The following is an 18994-nucleotide window of genomic DNA, read 5'->3' as shown; positions in this document are numbered from 1 at the left end:
TTTGCTACGCAAACACTAAGCCTAATCTTACGAGGTGTGTTTGCTACGCAAACACTAAGCCTAATCTTACGAGGTGTGTTTGCTACGCAAACACTTAAGGAGAATCACCATGAATCAACAGCAACAGCAACAGCCATTGCCTATTGATGCTGTATTGCCCGAACTGCTGGAAGCGCTCCGGAACGGCGCTAATGCGGTGCTGATCGCCGAGCCGGGGGCTGGCAAGACGACAAGAGTGCCGCTCGCTATGCTGCATGAGCCTTGGCTGAACGGCAAGCGTATCGTTATGCTTGAGCCAAGAAGACTTGCGGCTCGCTCAGCCGCGCAATATATGGCTCGCTCGCTTGGCGAACAAGCGGGGGAGACGGTCGGCTATCGCGTACGGCTTGAAACGAAGGTCAGCGCCAAGACACGAATTGAGGTTGTTACGGAAGGCGTATTGACTCGAATGCTGCAGGAGGATGCCGCGCTTGAGCAAGTAGGCGCGATCCTGTTCGATGAATTTCATGAGCGCCATCTGCATGGCGATCTAGGTCTGGCGCTTAGCTTGCAATCTCAGTCGCTGCTTCGTGAGGAGCTGCGGCTTCTTGTTATGTCCGCAACACTCGATGCGGAGCCTATTGCCGCACTGTTAGGCGCTGCGCCTATTATTCGCTCGGAGGGAAGAGTATTCCCTGTCGATACTCATTATGCGGCTGCACGTCCCTCGCGGGAGGCGCGGATTGAACAGACCGTCGGCAGCACGATCGTAAGCGCGCTTCGTGCCCATGATGGCGATGTGCTCGTTTTCTTGCCTGGCGCGCTCGAGATTCGGCGTACGGCGAGCTGGCTTGTTGCGGCAGGATTGCCTTCCGGCGTGCGCATAGCGGAGCTCTACGGCACGATGCCGCTATCGTTGCAGGATGCGGCAGTCGCGCCATGCTTACCTAGCGAACGCAAGATCGTACTTGCGACATCAATCGCCGAGTCAAGCTTGACGGTTCAAGGGGTGACGATTGTTGTCGACAGCGGACTTATGCGCGTGCCGCGGTTCTCGCCGCGGACTGGCATGACTCGGCTGGAGACGGTCGCGGTCTCGCAAGCTTCGGCCGATCAGCGCCGCGGCCGTGCCGGCCGTCTTGCTCCGGGCCATTGCTACAGGCTGTGGACGGAGCAGGAGCATCCATACCTGCCTGCACAGAGCATGCCGGAAATTATGGATGCTGATCTTGCGCCGTTAGCGCTTGAGCTTGCGGTATGGGGTATCCAAGACCCCGCCGAGCTGGATTGGCTTACGCCGCCGCCGAAGTCAGCGTTCGAGCAAGCGATTGAACTGCTGAAGAAGCTGCGCGCGCTTGACGCGAACGGCAAACCTACGCCGGAGGGGCTTAAACTGGCACGCTTCGGCATGCATCCCCGCCTTGGCGCAATGGTAATGCGCGCTGCGGAATGGGGCTGTGCAAGCGAAGGCTGCGAGCTGGCAGCACTGCTTAGCGAGCGAGACTTGCTTCCAAATGAGCGAAGCGTGGATATGAAGTTTCGTCTTGATGCTTTGAACGGAAAGAGCGCTTCTGCGGATGCCGCCGCTGTACGACGAATGGCTCAGCAAGCTGAGCAATGGAAACGCTCGGTTGCCGAGTATGGAACAGGAAATGGCGCGACTTTAAAGGGTTCAAATCCTTCGTCATCGCAATCGACCTCTCTAGCCGTACGGCCAAGTCTTGGCGTTCTTCTCGCTGCGGCCTATCCGGACCGAATCGCTCAGCGGCGAAGCGATGGCCGATATTTGCTGGCTAATGGAAGAGGGGCTGTGCTTCCCGACGTACAACCGTTGTCTCGAAGCGAGATGTTGGCTGCTTGCGAACTGGATGACACGGGTACGGAGAGCAGAATAAGGCTTGCCGCAGATTTGTCTATGACTGATATTGAAACGTTTATGACTCCATACATTACGGTTGAAGAAGTGATTGAGTGGGATCGAGGGGCGCTAGCCGTTCGTTCCCGCAGAAGAAGGAGGCTTGGCGCAATCGTGCTCGGAGAGGTGCCGATATCCGGTCCCGATGAAGAGAAGGTTGCCGATGCGCTGATCGCTGGAATCCGTATGGAGGGTATGGGTTTGCTTCCTATGACTAAGCCGGCGCTTGCGCTCCAAGCTAGAATAAAGCTGATGGCGCTTGGCGGGAAGGATTGGCCTGAGGCAACCGACGAGGCGCTGCTAAGCACGCTCGAGGAATGGCTGAAGCCGCATCTCTACGGCATGAAGAGCCGTAACGATCTCCAGCGGCTGAATATGGCTCAGTTGCTTGGCGGCATGTTGTCATGGGCGCAGCAGCAGGAGCTGGACGAGCAGGTGCCGACCCATTATACAGTGCCAAGCGGCTCCCGTATTCCGATCGATTACAGTGACCCCTCAGCGCCTGTGCTAGCAGTCAGACTGCAGGAAATGTTCGGCCTCCAGGATACGCCGAGGCTGGCGAGAGGCAAGCTGCCGCTCACGCTGCATTTGCTGTCCCCTTCGCAGCGCCCCGTTCAGGTGACGCAGGATTTGCGAAGCTTCTGGGAATCGGCTTATTTTGAGGTGAAGAAGGATCTGAAGGGGCGGTATCCGAAGCATTTTTGGCCGGATGATCCATACAGCGCAGCACCGACGAACCGTGCTAAGCCGCGCGGCACTTGAGGAATAAGAATTGTTAGTTGAAAAGAGGAGGTAAACTATGGATATGGGATACATCATCGTATTGTCTTATTTGCTAATTATCAATTTGTATACCTTCGCTTTAATGGGGAGAGACAAGAAGCTGGCAGTCAAGCAGCGTCGACGCGTACCGGAGAAACGACTGTTCACGCTGAGTGCCATTGGGGGCAGCATCGGAACTTGGATTGGCATGCGTACCTGGCGGCATAAGACGAAGCACAATAGTTTTGTATTCGGAATTCCGGCTATATTCGTACTGCAAGTGGCCCTTGTAGTCGCACTTTATCGGTATGTCGGTTAATCCAAGCGAAATGGGCATTGCATCGAGAAAGCTTCCTATGGTATATTTGACACTCGTTTTTTTAATGACTACTTTTAGGAGGTAACTGACTAATGACCGTTCAAAGTGCCTATCAAGAGGAAAAGGATCGGCTCTCTGCTTCAATTCGGGATATTGAAGATCAGCTGGGAGCAATCGGTCCGCGATATACGGGAGACGACTTTACCGAGCAAATGCTCGACCTGCAGCGCGAAGAGAGAAGACAGAGGCTGGAGATCGCGCACCGCGAGCCGTACTTTGGCCGCATCGACTTCGAGGAGCTGCCGAATGGTAAGCAGATGCCGCTCTACATAGGCAAGGCAGGCGTCGCCAAGCAGAGCAGCAACGAGCTGCTCGTTATCGACTGGAGAGCGCCGGCAGCCAGCTTATTCTATTCATTCACGGGCGGAGATGCGCCGGGAACGTTCGAATCGCCCGATGGCGAAGTGTCGGGTTATATTCATTTAAAGCGCAACTTCATGATTCGTCAGGGCGAGCTTGTAAGATTGGTCGACAGCTATGTGCGAGGCCAAGAAGAGGAAGCGGTCACTGACGAATTTCTTTTATATCGCTTGGGCGAGAACAAGGATAACAAGCTTCGTGACATCGTTTCTACCATTCAAGGCGAGCAGGACCGTATTATTCGCGCCGATCGCGCGAAAGCATTATTCATTCAGGGGGTAGCGGGCAGCGGTAAAACGACCGTTGCGCTCCATCGTCTCGCATTTCTGCTCTATCAATACGCGGATCGGATGCGGGCGGAGAGAATGATTATTTTCGCGCCAAACCGAATGTTCCTCGACTATATTTCCGGCGTTCTGCCGGAGCTCGGCGTAGGAGACATCCAGCAGACGACGTTCTCGGACTGGGCGATTGAGCTGCTGGAGCACACCGTAAGGCAAAGCGATCCATCTGAGACGATGGAATTTTGGTTCGAACAACGCAGAACGGCATCTGAGATTGAATCTGCTTCCGGAAGATGGAAGGGCAGCTTGGCCTTCAAGGAAATGGTTGATAAGCGAATTGCAGCGTTCGAGCAAAATATCGTACCTATCGTTCCGTTCAGCCCGATTGATCGACTCGAGCTGTCGCCTGCGCTAATGCGCGAGTGGTACGACACCGATTATGGCGAAGAGACGGTTATGAAGAAACGCGACCGGCTAGCCAGCCGAATTCGGCGTTGGTTTGAATCCGAGCTGAAGCAGCGCGGCGTTGTCGATAAGAAAGTAAGAGCAAAGGCGCTAACGAAATTTAATGCCTTTGTGAAAAAGATACCGTCGTTTACTGCGGTTCAGCTTTATGCCTCGTTGTTCCAAGGCAAGCAAGCCGATCCAGCCGTGCCGAAAGCTATCGCCGCAGAGACAGCGGCTCGGCTTAAGCAAGGAATCGCCGCTGCCGAAGACCTCGCGCCGCTCGTCTATATCCATCTGCAGTTATATGGACTGGATAAACCGTCCTTCGATCATATCGTCATTGACGAGGCGCAAGATTATTCGCCGTTCCAGCTTGAAGCGCTTAAGCTATGCCAACGAACGCCGTCGATGACGGTACTCGGCGATTTGCAGCAGGGTATTCATGCTTACACGGGAATCCAGCACTGGTCTCAGCTTATGGAACTGTTCCCTGAGGAGCAATCCGGATTCCACGAGCTTAACCGGAGCTATCGCTCAACGATGGAGATTATCGAATTCGCCAACCTGATCTTAGGCGAAATGTCGGGCGGGGTTAAGCCAGCCGTGCCTGTATTCAGGAGCGGCGACCCGGTCGAGACGATCGGGACAGAGGAGAGCGAATGGCTTGCTTCGATTGAACAAACAGTGAGCGAATGGAAGGCGAAGGGCATTTACGAGACGATATCGGTCATCGGAAGAACCGCGCATGAATGCGAACAAATCCATAGCTTCTTGATCGACAAAGGAATTGAAGCCTCCCTTGTCCAAAGCAAGCAACCATCTTATGGAGGCGGCCTGACAGTCGTTCCCGTCTACTTATCGAAGGGACTGGAGTTCGACGCCGTGCTCGTTGCTGATGCGGGGGAAGCTGCATACGGACCGCTCGACTCGAAGCTCCTTTATGTCGGTTGTACGCGCGCGCTTCATATGTTGAAGCTGCTCTACCTGGGACAACGAACTTCTTTGCTGGGCGAGGGCGCTTAATTCGTTTATAATGGGAAGGTATCTCACATACGCACGGGAGGCCTTTGCAATTATGAATGGGAATGAGCTGCTGCCGCCGCTTTGGCTATCGCTGAAGGTTTCGGTGACGGCTAGTCTATTGGTAGCTATCATCGGCATTATTGTCGCGCACTTCATGGCGCGGCGATCGTTCAGGGGCAAGAGCGTCGTTGAGACGGCTTTCATGCTTCCTCTCGTATTGCCTCCAACCGTCGTCGGGTTTATATTGCTTGTGGCGCTTGGCCGCAGAAGCTGGATCGGGAAAAGCTATGAATGGCTTTTCAATCAACCTATCGTTTTCTCTTGGACCGCAGCGGTTATCGCTGCGGTTATTGTTGCGTTCCCGCTTGTCTACCAGTCCATGAAGGTCGGATTTCTGACCATCGATAAAAGTCTGTTAGAATCGGCACGTTCCGCAGGTGCCAGCGAGAGGCAGGTTATGCGCTACATTACGCTGCCGCTAGCCAAGCATTCGCTGCTAACGGCATTCGTGCTTGGCTTTGCCAGATGCTTGGGCGAGTTCGGAGCGACGCTTATGATTGCCGGCAACATACCAGGCAAGACGCAGACCGTGCCGACAGCCATTTATGTGGCGGTCGATTCCGGCCATACGGCGATGGCATGGGCATGGACGATCAGCATCGTCTTATTTTCTTTCCTGCTCCTCTCATTTACCGGCCGCAAAATGGAACAATAATGTGAACGGCGCATCCGCTTTCCGCAATGTTTCGTATAACACTCCAGAGAAGGAGGCAGAGCGCGTATGCCAATCGTATCGGATTCTAATGAGCGGTTATTAGAAGCTTTGAGAGAAATAGAAGCATGGGAGAACGATCAGAAGGACCTATGGTTCTGGGAGAAGCTTGGACGATTGCCGTTCATGCTGCTCGACAAATTAACGCCGAAATTTATTCAAGCGAAGCTCGGACAGGCTGTCGATGAAGTCGGCGGCTTTATTCAGAACGGGGGCAAATACCTCGTTTCGGAGAAAACGATAACAAGCAAGCTTGCGCGAAATGCGGAGGCTGTCGAGATGGACGCATCGTTATCCGGCAGCGACGTCGTGCTGACCGTGGAAGACTGCGCATCGCTGCCGCTTGCCGTTATGGACAGGACGGCTGCGGAGCTGAAGAGCAGCCGTACAGCCATGGCGACCGTTCAAGGCGCGACAACGGGAATCGGAGGCATCTTTACGCTTGCAATTGACATTCCAGCCATTCTTGGCCTATCGCTAAAGATCATACAAGAGATTGCCATATGCTATGGATATAACCCAAAGCTGAAGGAAGAGCGCATCTTCGCTGTAAAGGTCATGCAATTCGCCTCATCGGACATTGTCGGCAAAAAAGCCATATTAGATGAATTAATCGCATACGGGACGGAGAGCGAGGGGCAAGGAAGCCATATGCTGTCGCAGTTGCAAGGCTGGCGTGAAGTCGTTAACGTATACCGCGACAACTTCGGCTTGAAGAAGCTGTTCCAGCTCATCCCGATTGCCGGAATTGTGTTCGGGGCTTTCATTAATCGCAGCACGCTGAATGATGTCGCAGAAGCGGCAACGATGTTATACCGAAAACGAAGAGTACTGGTTAAGCTGAAGGAAGGCGGCGGAAGTGCAACATGATTACAGCACAGAGAGCATTAATGGAGGAGGCAGCCTCCTTTATCCGCGCCTGCTATTCGGAGCTTGGCAAGTCAGTCCAGGAAACCGAGAGCAGACTGCGGCAGATTGATGAAGAAATCGAAGCAAGAGGGACTTATTCGCATACATCGGAAGAGCTTAAGCATGGCGCGAAGATGGCATGGCGCAATAGCAATCGCTGCATCGGCAGACTGTTCTGGCAGGCGCTTGAAGTGTTCGATGCAAGAGAGGCTGAAGATGAAGATACGATCGCCGCACATATATTTAACCACATGAAATATGCCACGAACGGCGGGAGAATCAGACCGGCGATTACTATATTTGCGCCGAGGGAGACGCATGCTGGCAGCTGTATTCGGATATGGAATCATCAGCTTGTCCGATACGCAGGCTATCAGCTGGAGGACGGTATGGTCGGCGATCCGGCTTCCCTTGCTTTGACTGAAGCTTGCGAGAAGCTAGGCTGGCGCGGGACAGGAACGTCGTTTGACCTATTGCCGCTTGTTATCCAACGAGGCGACCATGAGCCGAGATGGTACGGGTTGCCGGCGGAGACGACGCTTGAAGTGAAGCTTACGCACCCGGAGCATGATGGATTCGAGCAGCTAGGACTGCGGTGGTATGCGGTTCCGTTCGTATCCGATATGGAGCTAGAGATCGGCGGCATCCGCTATTCGGCAGCTCCTTTCAATGGTTGGTATATGGGAACGGAGATTGGTGCACGCAATCTGGCAGACAATAACCGCTACAATCAGCTTCCGCAAGTCGCGCGGCTGTTCGGCCTAGATACTTCAACGAACCTATCCTTATGGAAAGACCGTTCATTAATGGAGTTAAATATCGCAGTGCTGCACTCGTTTAAGAAAAACGGCGTCAGTATTGTCGATCATCATACGGCCGCCGAGCAATTCGCCAGATTCGAGAAACAGGAGCAGGAGAACGGCAGAACCGTGACTGGAAGATGGTCGTGGTTAATACCTCCGATGTCTCCGGCAACGACAGCTATCTGGCATCGCAGCTATGACGACACGGAGCGGAGTCCGCAGTTCCGCTATCAACAGCCGCTTTATTGAGCAAAGCAAACAGGCTATAGTTCCTGTAAATACGTGCCATCAATTCCTAATCAGAAAAACAGGGGGGAGTAGCAGCCGTGGATTTTCATATGCAATATTTATCGTTTTTCGTTATTCATACAGACGGCGAAGAGAGTGCTTCATCGTCAGGCAAGCGCTTCAAGCATTATCAGACGCTTGATGAGGATACGTATGAGGACAGTGAGATTAAGAAGTTTCTAGACGATGAGTTCACGAGGATCGTGAAGCGCAAGGTCGAGCGCAATCCGAATACGGCGAACGCGCCGACGAAGATCGGCCGCTTCGCGGTTGAACCGGGTTATGAGCTCGGCAGCAATCAGAACTACAATCTGTTCCAAAGGCTGCGCGATGCAGATACGAAGGAGCGATTCTTTGGCATCGCCGACGAGCTTGTTCGTATTTATATGGATACTAGCGCGGTGCGCGGCGGAGCGTTCATTATTGCTCTATCCAAGCTGAACACGTATTTTGACGAGCCTTTTTTATTTTTGCTTAAATGCGACTTCGAGCCGAAGATTGCGCGAATTGCGGATGAGCGCAGCTTAATCTCGCAGGTCGAGATGGCCATCAGCTCCCGCAGCATCAAGTCGATTCAGTATCCGCATATGCCGGAGGAAGGCATGCTCGAGCATTGGGAGCTGAAGATTCATCAATCGTCGCATGCTCGGTATTTCGAAGATTTCTTGAAATACGTTACTTACGAGAAGCCATTGCCTGAGGTAATGGGCGAGCAGGTTATTGAGATGGTACAGCAATACATATCGGACAAGTGGCAGGATGATGAGAGCACGGAGCGCCGCGAAGAGGAGAATGCGGTGGAAGTATGGGCAGCCAGCGAGAAACGCGACATTCAAGAATGGTGGCCTCAGGAGCAGGTGGCTGTCGCATCGGCGGCGCTCGTCGAGCAGAAGCCGGACTTGCCGTTCACGTTCAAGCTGGACAGCATTACGATAAAGGGCTTGCTCGCAGATTTCGGCGAATCGCTCCATATCGCGAAGCATAACGGACGTTATGTTGTCGTGATCGAAGGCGATGCGTTCCAATTCGATAAAGGGATGTCGCCGGTCGAGCTGCTGCAGCCGCCCGATCTATCCGATGTATTGCCAATCATCGGAAGCAAACAGCCGAAAGATGAGTTTGACGGTTCAGGCTATAGCTATAACGACAACAGCGGCGGTACGACTAACGTGAATGACGACGATGTGCCTTGGTAAAGTTATGCAAGCTAGCATGTATCTATTTGACAATTAAAGGAGAGGCTGTATAAGTGGACAAGTTATTTTTCATAGAAATAGGCATGGGTTGCGATCTGCACGGTCAAAATATTACAAAAGCATCGGTGCGCGCCGTTCAAAATGCGATTCACCATAATTCGATGCCCGGTCTGCGCTCTGTATTGCCAGGCGGCACGCTTGATAACATGAAGGTTCATGTGAAGCTTGCTATTCCTTGCGATCGCGACCTGCTCGACGTGGAGCAGGTAAAGGCCGCGCTGCCATACGGCCAAGTAACCGTCGAGATTATCGATGGCGGCATGGTTACGACGAGCGGCGTCATACTGCCGGACAAAGATGACAAAAACGATCTCATCTACATCGTGAATGCGTCGGTGGAGGTCGGTTACTAGCCACATTACCTAGCAAAGGAAGAAGACGATGGTTTTAAAGCTTGTCATATTTGTGCTGCTGCTTGTGTTTACCGCTTTTTTCGTTGCAACGGAATTCTCAATCATCCGAATGCGTTCAAGTCGCGTCAGTCAGATGGTTGCGGAAGGGTTGAAAAATGCTAGGGCGGTTGAACAGGTTACCTTGAAGCTGGATGGCTACTTATCCGCTTGTCAGCTAGGGATCACGATTACAGCTCTCGGTCTCGGTTGGCTAGGGGAGCCTACGGTTGAACTAATATTGCATCCTATATTCCATCGACTAGAGCTGGGGGATGAGGTAAGCTCGGTTCTGTCATTCCTTATTGCCTTCGTGCTCGTTACCTACTTGCATGTCGTTCTTGGCGAACTGGCGCCAAAGACGGTGGCTATCATTATGTCAGAGCGTATCAGCCAGCTAACCGCGCCGATCATTATTATTTTCTATAAGGTTATGTATCCGTTCATCTGGGTGCTTAACGGCTCGGCTAACAGCCTCGTCAGGCTGCTTGGCTTCAAGCCGGCCCAAGAGCATGAAGCCCATTCGGAGGAAGAGATTCGGATCATCCTATCGGAGAGCTATGAGAGCGGCAAAATCAACAAAAGCGAATACGGATATGTGAATCGTATTTTCCAGTTCGACGAGCGGCTCGCGCGTGAAATCATGGTACCGCGTACGGACATGGTATGTCTGTTCGCTGAACATTCTCACGACGAGAACCTCGCAGTCATCAAGAAGGAGCAATATACGCGGTTTCCGTATGCGAGCGGAAGCAAGGACAATATTATTGGCATCGTGAATACGAAGCAGTTTTTTCTGCGCTACGACAGCGACCGAGCGCTGGACGTCAAATCGCTGCTGCAGCCTGTGATGTCCGTGCCCGATGTGATGCCGATTAACAAGCTGCTGCGAAAAATGCAGCTGGAGCGCGTACATATCGTTATTTTGCTCGACGAGTATGGCGGGACATCGGGCCTTATTACGATCGAGGATATCATCGAGGAAATTGTTGGCGAGATTCGAGACGAGTTTGACGCCGATGAAGTGAAGGAGATCGAGATGCTGAACGAGCATCGTTATATGGTGGACGGCAAAGCATTGATCGTCGAATTCAACGACACGGCCGGCACGGATCTGGATAGCGAGGAAGTGGACTCCATCGGCGGTTGGTTATTTAATCAGAAGCCAGATCTGCCAGTCGGCGAATCGTGGAGTTATCATAATATGACGTTTACGATTAGGGAGCGGGACGATAATCGGATTCGCAAGGTAGAGATCGAGATCGCTATGAATGAGTCGGATGCCGAAGCGTTCGGTCATGCTTAAATCGTATAGTGTTGAACATAAAGACGCGCCGTCGAGGTCATCGTTTGATGACGGGACGGCGCTTCTTTATAGCGCTAATTAAGGATGATTGCGCAACAGCTTAGCATCGGATATGAACGTGCCGAAGGGAAGGAATGCGGCGATAAATGCAGCAACAACCTTCAAGAATGACCATCGGTGCTTAATCCAAACGTGAAGCAAGGCAAGCCCGTAGAGAGTGAACAGCAAACCATGCAGGCTGCCGACGACGGTAACCATATGCGGCAGGTCAGCCCAATATTTGAGCGGCATCGCGATCAGCAATAATACCAAAAACGAGATTCCCTCATAAAATCCGACAATTCTTAAACGGCCGATAGCGGTTTTGAACAAAATAACACCTCCAATTACATAATCGCAGTATCGATGAAACGAACCATTGCCTTAAGAACGAGGCTGTAATCCGTCCCAAAGTAATTGTACGATTTCGGCGGAAGCTTGTTTCACCGATTTTTGATCATTTAATAATTGTTTGTGATTGCGTACCGTCATCATGGCCGTGAACGTATGGGAGAGCAGCAGGGGATCGGATTTCGTGATCACGCCTTCTTCCATCGCTTGCGCGAAAATTTCACTCAAAAGAATATGAAGCTGTGCTTCTCCATCCCGGATCTGCATAATCTGTTCCTCCGACAAGCCAGCCGCGGCTTCGCGCATCATCGTCTCGAACTCGACATGCGCATTATTCATATGACGTTCCGCAACAATGAGCAGACGTTCCTTTAGCGTTCCTGGGCCACGCATGATTAGAGCGGTCTGGTCGTAAGCAATCTTAAGCACGAATAACAGACATTCCGTGAAGAGCTTCGCTTTGTTGTCGAAATAGTAATAGACGCTTGCTTTCGTTATGCGGCATGCTTTCGCCACGCCTTCAAGCGACACCTTCTCGAAGCCGTGCTCCATGAACAGCATGGCGGCGGTGCGCAAAATAAGCTGATTGGGCTGTATCGTTTCGGAACGTTTAGGGCGTCCCGGTTTGCGTCTTGGCTGTTCTTCTTTCAATCGTTGCACCTCATTCATGAAATCGTAATATTTATAGGTTGATTAATTAACCTTCGGGTATATATAATTAATTTGAGCTCGTAATACTATATTAAACGATTTGAATGAAGATGTGAAATGGAGGATGGAGTCATGATTGAGAAAATAGGCGAAATCGTTGCCGGGCGCCGTACTAGGTGGATAACGCTCGGGATTTGGATTGTACTTGCGGCCATACTGACGCTGACGCTGCCAGCAGTTGGTGACAATGAGCAGAACAACGCGCAAAATCTGGAAGACAACAGTCCGTCATTACTGGCTGATCGGCTTATTAAAGAGAAGTTCCCTAATGCCTCCGGTGTGCCTGCTCTTATTGTTTGGCATCGCGAAGGCGGATTAACGAATGACGATTTGACTTACATTGGGCAAACCTCCCAAGCTTTAACGGATCATCCGCTTGAAGCGCAGGGCGAGCTTATTCCGCTCCATACAATGCCGCTGCCTGCCTTGCAGCAATTCGTATCCGAGGATAAAACGACTTTCGTACAGCCTGTCTCGTTCGCCGAGCAGACAGAAACGGAAGTACTGAAAGAGAATTTGGAAGAAATCAAGACGATTATTCGCGAGGCTTCGGGCCAAGACCCGTTCGCTGCATCGATCAACGATGCCGAGCAGCTTACGGTTCGCCTTAGCGGACCGGTCGGCATATCGGTAGACGCCACGGACTTGTTCAAGGGCGCAGACGTATCGTTGATGATCGCTACCGTATTGCTCGTCCTCATCCTATTGCTGCTCATCTACCGGTCGCCGATTCTAGCTATTATTCCGCTTGTCGGCGTTGGATTCGCTTATTTGGTAACAAGCCCGATACTCGGCTGGATGGCAGGAGAAGGATATATCACGGTTGACGCGCAGGCGATCTCTATTATGACCGTACTTCTTTTCGGAGCAGGCACGGATTATTGCTTATTCCTCATTTCACATTACCGTCAGGAATTGACGCGCGAGAAGGATAAGGGCCTGGCCTTAAAGCGTGCCTTCAAAGATGCGTCCGGCGCCATAGCGATGAGCGGCTTTACGGTCGTTCTGTCCTTGTTCGCCCTGCTGGCAGCCAGGTACGGCGCCTATGACCGCTTTGCGGTTCCGTTCAGCCTGTCTATTCTCATTATGGGTATCGCCAGCTTGACGCTCGTACCTGCGCTGCTCGCGATTTTCGGCCGCGCTTCATTCTATCCGTTCGTTCCGCGTACGGAGGAGGAGCATCAAGCTCGTGCTGCGAGTCGCGGCAAAACTTACATCAAGCCGAATGCAAATAAGAAGCTTGGTATGAAGGTCGGCAAGCTCGTCGTCACGAAGCCGTGGACAGTCGTCCTCGTCTGCCTTGTCTTTCTTGGCGCATTGGCAACGTTCTCGACGCAAATCAAGTATACGTATGATTTGCTGTCTTCATTTCCGAAGGATATGCAATCGAGAGAAGGCTTCGACGTCATCTCCGCTTCGTTCACGCCGGGCGATCTTGCTCCGGTAACCGTAGTCGTGAATACGGATGGGAAGCAGGTCGATGTCGCTTCCAAGCTGCAGTCGGTTGCCCATATCGATCATGTTGCTGAACCGCAGGTTAGTTCGGAAGATCCTAATTTGCTTGCCTACTCGGTGGTGCTTGATATTAATCCGTATTCGCAAGAAGCGATGGCGCTCATTCCGGCGATCAAGGAAGCGGCAAGTGATGCTCTTGCCGATGCCAGCATTGGTGATTCGGACGAAAAAGTATGGGTCGGAGGTCAGACGGCTGCCCAGCATGATTCGAAGGTGCTGACCGATCGTGATAACACGGTTATCATTCCGCTCGTTACCATTTTAATTATGATATTGCTGCTGATCTATTTACGCTCCATTACCGCAACGCTTTATCTGATTGCCACAGTTCTATTATCCTATGGAGCGGCGTTAGGACTAGGCTGGATCATTTTGCATTACTTCATGGGCGTCGACGCCATACAAGGGGCTATTCCGCTATACGCGTTCGTGTTCCTTATAGCGCTTGGCGAGGATTACAACATCTTCATGATCTCGAGTATTTGGCAGAAGCGCAAGAAGATGCCGCTTAAGCAAGCGATTCAAGAAGGGGTTGGCGAGACTGGGGGCGTAATTACTTCGGCAGGCCTCATATTGGCTGCGACGTTCGCGGTGCTTGCGACGCTTCCGATTCAAGTGCTTGTCCAATTCGGCTTAATAACCGCAATCGGTGTGCTCATGGATACGTTCATCGTTCGTCCGTTCCTAGTTCCTGCAATTACGGCGTTGCTTGGCAAAAAAGCATTTTGGCCAGGCAAAGCGGATTTGATCGAGGAGCCGAAGAAGAAGCAACCGGCAGTGTCTGCACGTCAATAATAAATGAATAACAATGCCTCGGCAGACATTCGATGTCGCCGAGGCATTTTCTTTTGCGCCATTCCAACTAAGAAATAGGAGTACTTGAAACAATTTTCCATCCTCAAACGTTATATATTGAATAGAGAATTGGTTTAGAGTCATTAGAAAATGGGGGAATAAAGATAGTGAGAACAAAATGGATTTGGTTGATGTTGGTTGGAGCGATGCTTGTATCCGGCGGCTTATTGTCCGCGCCGCAGATGACGTATGCATGTTCATGTGCGGAAATTGGTGATGTAAGGGCCGCAAGTGACCGTAATGACGCTGTATTCGCAGGAACGGCTGTCTCGGTTAAGAAATCCGGCTTGCCGTTGTTCCAATCGTCGGCAGAAGCTGTCAAAACGAATTTTCACGTTAACGAGGTATGGAAAGGTCTTGTAACAGCCGATATTGCGGTCGTATCCGCTAACGGCAGCGATAGCTGCGGATTCGAATTCAAGAGCGGGCAGCGGTACGTCGTATATGCCCGCGATACGGGCAAATCATTGGAGGTCAGCTTGTGCAGCCGAACAGCCCTGTACAGCGATGCAGGTGAAGACCTAGCTGCGCTAGGCAAAGGCTCTATACCGACAGTACCACAGACTGGGCTTAATAACGAAGCAAGCAGCAGCTATATGATCCCGCTCATACTGCTGCTGCTCACTATAGGGACGATAGCTTTACTATACGTCAGGAAGAAAAAACGACTTAAATCAAGAACATCGCAACAATCGTCGTAACGGTAAGCCCGAGCAGTACCGGCTTTAAGTTGCGGCGAGCGAGCTCGAATGGGCTTACGCCGCAGATGGCCGCTGCCGGAATAAGCGCCCAAGGAATGATCGTACCGCCTCCGACCCAGATGGCGGCGACTTGCCCAAGCGCGGTCAGTGTCGCTAGACCTGATCCGATCGCGTGGCCGAACAGCTGGGCAATGGAACCGGCAAGCGAAATGCCGGAGAAGCCTGAGCCGTCGAGTCCGGTAATCGCGCCAACTACAGTCAGAGTTACAGAACCCACTGCGCCATTAACGGGTACGACATGTGCGAGAGCAAGACCAAGATCATTGACGATACCTAGTGAGCCGTCAGGCAGCTTCTCGCCGAACAAGGACAGGAAGCCCGAATCGCCAAGGTAGAAGAATGCGGCAATTGGAATAACGGGGCCGAACACCTTGAAGCCGAATAGGAATCCTTCTATTAAATAGCTGGTCGTCTTCTCAAGCCCTTTGCCTCGATGCGACAGCATCGTGATCAGCAGCATGATCAGGATGGAGGTACCGCCGATGAGTGCGGTAGCTTCTCCTCCTTGCAGATCTAACAGGAACATCGTTATGACATCAATCGCGAACAAGACGGGAATGAGGACAGCGAGCACTTGCTTCGTTCGCAGCGATAGACTGGCAGCTCCTTCGGCCTGATCCTTGCTGTCTGCCTTGATCTCATCCGGTGTCGCGGCGACGAGCCCGTCATTCCATTTGCCGAGCCGCTGATCGCGGCGCATCATCCAATAGGCTGCAACGGTCGTCACGACACCCATTACGATAACAAGCGGTATGCTCGCCTGCATCACTTCGCTGACTGGCAATCCTGCAGCGTCAGCTGTCAGCTTTGGCGCGCCTTGAATAATATAGTCGCCGGACAATGCGATGCCATGCCCGAACAAGTTCATGGCGACGGCAGCGCCGAGAGCCGGCAATCCGACGCGAATGGCGACGGGCAGAAGCACTGCCCCGACAAGCGCTACGGCTGGCGACGGCCAGAAAAACCATGATGTCACCATCATGATGATGCCGATTCCCCAGAAAGCAAGCGCCGGCGTTTTCATGAACCAAGTGAATGGCGAGATCATGATCTCATTTATTCCGGTGCGTATAAGCACGCGGCTCATGGCAACGATGATAGATATGATGAGTATCGTGCCTATTAATTCTTTGATGGCAAAAATAAAGCTATCGAAAATACCGCTTACCGAGCCGCTTGCCGATGTGGTTGCAAGCAAACCGATGCCGAGTATGCCCGCGATACAGATTAACGTCGTATCGCGTCTCATTAGCATGAATCCAATAATGGCGACTATGAAGCCTAGATATACCCAGTGCAGCGCCGTTAATTGAATAACCATCCAAATCACCCTCTCATGGGATACACGAAACCGAGCTGTGTCAGAATCGTATTGTAATGTATGCAAGGGGCTGGATAGGCGTTCATCATGAATCTCCTATACGGTTGCAAGCTGATTAGAGGCTATGCTATTCTACTTAAGCATGGTCATAAGGAGAGGTTTACTGATGATGAGAAGGAGCTTAATGCTGATTGTAGTCGCAGCTATGGTATTTGCCGCAGGGTGCGGCATTATCGAGGAAGCAACTCAAACCGTCAATTTCGCAGCAGAAACAACGACTTATTTGCAGTCGATTACGAACTTCGGACAAAACATGCAGACAATGGCTGAGCAAGCATTAACCGATTTGAATGCAAGAACCGATCTGAAGGAGCAATTGCTGGCGCTCAAGCAGCAGATCAAGGAATACGGGGCATTGACCGTTCCGGATTATGCGAAGGACCTGCATCAGTCGATTACCGAATATAATGCACAGTTGAATCTAAGCATCGATAAGGCGCTGACGAATATCGAGCAAGGCCGGGCAGCATTCGAAGCGACTGGAATTCCGGATACGATTAATAAGATCAATGAGCTGCTCAATCAATTAAATCAACTAACACCGCAATAGTGACAGTTACAATGCCGAGAGGAAGAAATTTGAACATGCAAATTACGATTTTGAACGCGGAGATGACGTACTCGAAGGAAGATGGGTATGTCGGCAAAGTACAGTTTGAAGCAGAAGGGCATAGCAATCAATACGAGATCGCTCTTGCGAGCAAGCGCGGTACTAGAGATTGGGGCTACGGGTTGTTCTTCCTTCATGAATCGGGCAAGGAAGAAGAGCTTCTGGCCTTGGAGGATCAGCTTGAGGAAGACGATGAGCTGTTCGACCTGCTAGTAGATACGGCAAAGGCGAAGCTGGAAAAATAACAATATGAAAAAACGCGTGCACTCTGAAATCTTTATGTCAGAGAGTACGCGTTTTTTACTTACTGCTTGATGAGGTTAAGCCCGTCCTATGAATGATCGTTTGGCTTTCTTCGTTAAGTCCGATAAACGAGACTTGCTTACCCAGCAGCTCATACTTTGCTTTCACTTTCGTCATCGCGGTTACGGCTGATTGATCCCACACATGCGAACCGCCGAAGTCCAACACAATCGCTTGCGGATCATTCATGTAATCGAATAGGTTGACGAAGCTGGTCGTCGTACCGAAAAACAATTGACCGCGGAGCGTATATGTCTTAACGTTTTCTGCATCCAATTTGACTGATGCTTTAATCTTAGCGATCTTCCATGCGAAGAATAGGGCGCTAAGCACAACGCCTGCCATAACGCCTTTGGACAAATCATGTGTCGCTAATACGATAATGACGGTAACGATCATCGTGAACGCATCCGTTCGCGGTGCTCGATGAAGATGAAGCACCGACCTCCAATCGAAGGTGCTGATCGCTACCATGATCATGACGCCGACTAGGGCAGCCATCGGGATCGCGCGAACCATATCACTGAGCGCGAGAATGAGGAAAAGCAGGAATGCCCCGGCAACAAGCGTTGACAGCCTTGTCCGACCGCCAGACTTCATGTTGACGACCGATTGCCCGATTAATGCGCAGCCCGCCATTCCGCCGAAGAAGCCAGTAACGATATTCGCGATCCCTTGACCTCTTACTTCGCGGTTTTTATTACTCGTCGTATCCGTGATCTCATCGATAACCGAAGCCGTTAATAATGACTCAAGAATACCGACAATGGCTAACGAGAACGAATATGGGAATAGGATGGCTAACGTATCGAAAGAGAATAGGACGTCAGGCAAATGGAAGAACGGCATGATACTTTCGATTTTGCCCATATCACCAACCGTCTTCAGATCTGCGCCAATCGCAATCGCGATCAGCGATACGATAATGATCGCCGCAAGCGGTGAAGGAATGACTTTCGTAAACTTCGGTAAAATATAAATAATGAGCAGCGTCAAGCCGACGAGCGCGTACATGATCCAGCTTGCGCCGACAAAGTGAACGAGCTGCGTCGTAAATATGAGAATGCCTAGCGCGTTCACAAATCCGAGCATCACAGAATGCGGAACGAACTGAATGAAGCGGCCTAGCTTAAGCGCACCCATGATGAACTGCAGCACACCTGCTAATATGGTTGCGGCGAACATATATTCGATGCCATGCTTATCAACGAGGCTGACCATTATAAGCGCCATTGCGCCAGTCGCTGCCGAGATCATGCCGGGACGGCCGCCAGCGAAAGCCGTAATAACGGCAATGCAGAACGATGCGTATATACCGACCATAGGATCGACGCCAACCATAAGCGAGAAGGCAATCGATTCTGGAATAAGAGCAAGAGCAACGGTAATTCCGGATAAAATATCGTTGCGGGTATTGGAAAACCAGGTTTGTCTAAGGTTGAAGAGCAAAACAAATATACCTCCCTAAGAAAATAATATGACTTTCCTCTTTCAGAAAAGTCGGGGCCGATGTGCACTAATGGTCATTATACTTGATCACATGACTAGGAATCTTTGATCGCGATTGTCAAATAAGCGCTTACATAGTTCTAAATC

General features: G+C 51.4%; 17 protein-coding genes. 13 read left to right on the top strand and 4 right to left on the bottom strand.

From position 1 onward, the window contains the following. Window positions 1–109 precede the first annotated feature (109 nt). From hrpB to V8F51_RS15935, 9 genes are all read left to right on the top strand, one after another. On the top strand, window positions 110–2656 hold the full coding sequence (gene hrpB, locus V8F51_RS15975) for an ATP-dependent helicase HrpB (protein ID WP_337101280.1): 2547 nt from the start codon (window positions 110–112) through the stop codon (window positions 2654–2656). 37 nt (window positions 2657–2693) lie between these two features. Next, a complete protein-coding gene (locus V8F51_RS15970) occupies window positions 2694–2975 on the top strand; it encodes a DUF1294 domain-containing protein (protein WP_337101279.1) in 282 nt (93 codons plus the stop codon). Between the two features lie 92 nt (window positions 2976–3067). Further along, entirely contained in the window at window positions 3068–5149 is a 2082-nt protein-coding gene (locus V8F51_RS15965; protein ID WP_337101278.1) for a HelD family protein, read from the top strand. Between the two features lie 52 nt (window positions 5150–5201). Further along, on the top strand, window positions 5202–5864 hold the full coding sequence (modB, locus tag V8F51_RS15960) for a molybdate ABC transporter permease subunit (RefSeq protein ID WP_337101277.1): 663 nt from the start codon (window positions 5202–5204) through the stop codon (window positions 5862–5864). 66 nt (window positions 5865–5930) lie between these two features. After that, a complete protein-coding gene (locus V8F51_RS15955) occupies window positions 5931–6791 on the top strand; it encodes an EcsC family protein (protein WP_337101276.1) in 861 nt (286 codons plus the stop codon). After that, a complete protein-coding gene (locus V8F51_RS15950; protein ID WP_337101275.1) occupies window positions 6788–7882 on the top strand; it encodes a nitric oxide synthase oxygenase in 1095 nt (364 codons plus the stop codon). Before V8F51_RS15955 ends, V8F51_RS15950 begins: the two co-directional genes overlap by 4 nt. A gap of 77 nt (window positions 7883–7959) precedes the next feature. Next, window positions 7960–9117, top strand: a complete 1158-nt coding sequence (locus tag V8F51_RS15945; RefSeq protein WP_337101274.1) for a DUF3900 domain-containing protein — start codon at window positions 7960–7962, stop codon at window positions 9115–9117. A 53-nt stretch (window positions 9118–9170) separates the two neighbouring features. Continuing rightward, window positions 9171–9530: a Lin0512 family protein gene (locus tag V8F51_RS15940; protein WP_337101273.1), complete on the top strand. Its 360-nt coding sequence runs from the start codon at window positions 9171–9173 to the stop codon at window positions 9528–9530. A gap of 28 nt (window positions 9531–9558) precedes the next feature. Continuing rightward, on the top strand, window positions 9559–10872 hold the full coding sequence (locus V8F51_RS15935; RefSeq protein ID WP_337101272.1) for a hemolysin family protein: 1314 nt from the start codon (window positions 9559–9561) through the stop codon (window positions 10870–10872). Window positions 10873–10950: 78 nt separating this feature from the next. On the opposite strand, the gene V8F51_RS15930 is transcribed toward V8F51_RS15935, so the two are convergent. Beyond that, complete coding sequence (locus tag V8F51_RS15930) at window positions 10951–11244, bottom strand: DUF3817 domain-containing protein (RefSeq protein WP_337101271.1); 294 nt, start codon at window positions 11242–11244, stop codon at window positions 10951–10953. A gap of 51 nt (window positions 11245–11295) precedes the next feature. Next, window positions 11296–11931: a TetR/AcrR family transcriptional regulator gene (locus V8F51_RS15925; RefSeq protein WP_337101270.1), complete on the bottom strand. Its 636-nt coding sequence runs from the start codon at window positions 11929–11931 to the stop codon at window positions 11296–11298. A 114-nt stretch (window positions 11932–12045) separates the two neighbouring features. On the opposite strand from V8F51_RS15925, the gene V8F51_RS15920 reads away from it, so the two are divergent. Then, window positions 12046–14283 (top strand): MMPL family transporter, encoded by a 2238-nt coding sequence (locus tag V8F51_RS15920; protein WP_337101269.1) that lies wholly within the window; start codon window positions 12046–12048, stop codon window positions 14281–14283. A gap of 167 nt (window positions 14284–14450) precedes the next feature. Continuing rightward, entirely contained in the window at window positions 14451–15044 is a 594-nt protein-coding gene (locus tag V8F51_RS15915; protein ID WP_337101268.1) for a hypothetical protein, read from the top strand. Here V8F51_RS15915 and V8F51_RS15910 read toward each other — a convergent pair. Then, window positions 15013–16425, bottom strand: a complete 1413-nt coding sequence (locus V8F51_RS15910) for a hypothetical protein (protein WP_337101267.1) — start codon at window positions 16423–16425, stop codon at window positions 15013–15015. The two genes, V8F51_RS15915 and V8F51_RS15910, sit on opposite strands and share 32 nt — an antisense overlap. A 166-nt stretch (window positions 16426–16591) precedes the next feature. Between V8F51_RS15910 and V8F51_RS15905 the strand changes: the two genes are divergently transcribed. Both V8F51_RS15905 and V8F51_RS15900 read left to right on the top strand, forming a co-directional pair. After that, complete coding sequence (locus V8F51_RS15905; RefSeq protein ID WP_337101266.1) at window positions 16592–17035, top strand: DUF6376 family protein; 444 nt, start codon at window positions 16592–16594, stop codon at window positions 17033–17035. A gap of 35 nt (window positions 17036–17070) precedes the next feature. Further along, the gene (locus V8F51_RS15900) at window positions 17071–17340 is read left to right on the top strand and encodes a hypothetical protein (protein ID WP_337101265.1); all 270 of its coding nucleotides are present in this window, start codon (window positions 17071–17073) and stop codon (window positions 17338–17340) included. 55 nt (window positions 17341–17395) lie between these two features. On the opposite strand, the gene V8F51_RS15895 is transcribed toward V8F51_RS15900, so the two are convergent. Further along, complete coding sequence (locus V8F51_RS15895; protein WP_337101264.1) at window positions 17396–18847, bottom strand: SulP family inorganic anion transporter; 1452 nt, start codon at window positions 18845–18847, stop codon at window positions 17396–17398. Between the last annotated feature and the right edge of the window lie 147 nt (window positions 18848–18994).

The sequence above is a fragment of the Paenibacillus sp. YIM B09110 genome, assembly GCF_037167145.1.
Taxonomy (GTDB): domain Bacteria; phylum Bacillota; class Bacilli; order Paenibacillales; family Paenibacillaceae; genus Pristimantibacillus.
This window is presented reverse-complemented; position numbering and strand designations above follow the sequence as displayed.

Bases quoted from the DNA above. Each gene is read 5' to 3' on its own strand.
- V8F51_RS15905 (WP_337101266.1), top strand. From the start codon at position 16,592: ATGATGAGAAGGAGCTTAATGCTGATTGTAGTCGCAGCTATGGTATTT.
- hrpB (WP_337101280.1), top strand. From the start codon at position 110: ATGAATCAACAGCAACAGCAACAGCCATTGCCTATTGATGCTGTATTG.
- V8F51_RS15920 (WP_337101269.1), top strand. From the start codon at position 12,046: ATGATTGAGAAAATAGGCGAAATCGTTGCCGGGCGCCGTACTAGGTGG.
- V8F51_RS15965 (WP_337101278.1), top strand. From the start codon at position 3,068: ATGACCGTTCAAAGTGCCTATCAAGAGGAAAAGGATCGGCTCTCTGCT.
- V8F51_RS15925 (WP_337101270.1), bottom strand. From the start codon at position 11,931: ATGAATGAGGTGCAACGATTGAAAGAAGAACAGCCAAGACGCAAACCG.
- V8F51_RS15970 (WP_337101279.1), top strand. From the start codon at position 2,694: ATGGATATGGGATACATCATCGTATTGTCTTATTTGCTAATTATCAAT.
- V8F51_RS15910 (WP_337101267.1), bottom strand. From the start codon at position 16,425: ATGGTTATTCAATTAACGGCGCTGCACTGGGTATATCTAGGCTTCATA.
- V8F51_RS15935 (WP_337101272.1), top strand. From the start codon at position 9,559: ATGGTTTTAAAGCTTGTCATATTTGTGCTGCTGCTTGTGTTTACCGCT.
- V8F51_RS15900 (WP_337101265.1), top strand. From the start codon at position 17,071: ATGCAAATTACGATTTTGAACGCGGAGATGACGTACTCGAAGGAAGAT.
- V8F51_RS15950 (WP_337101275.1), top strand. From the start codon at position 6,788: ATGATTACAGCACAGAGAGCATTAATGGAGGAGGCAGCCTCCTTTATC.
- modB (WP_337101277.1), top strand. From the start codon at position 5,202: ATGAATGGGAATGAGCTGCTGCCGCCGCTTTGGCTATCGCTGAAGGTT.
- V8F51_RS15955 (WP_337101276.1), top strand. From the start codon at position 5,931: ATGCCAATCGTATCGGATTCTAATGAGCGGTTATTAGAAGCTTTGAGA.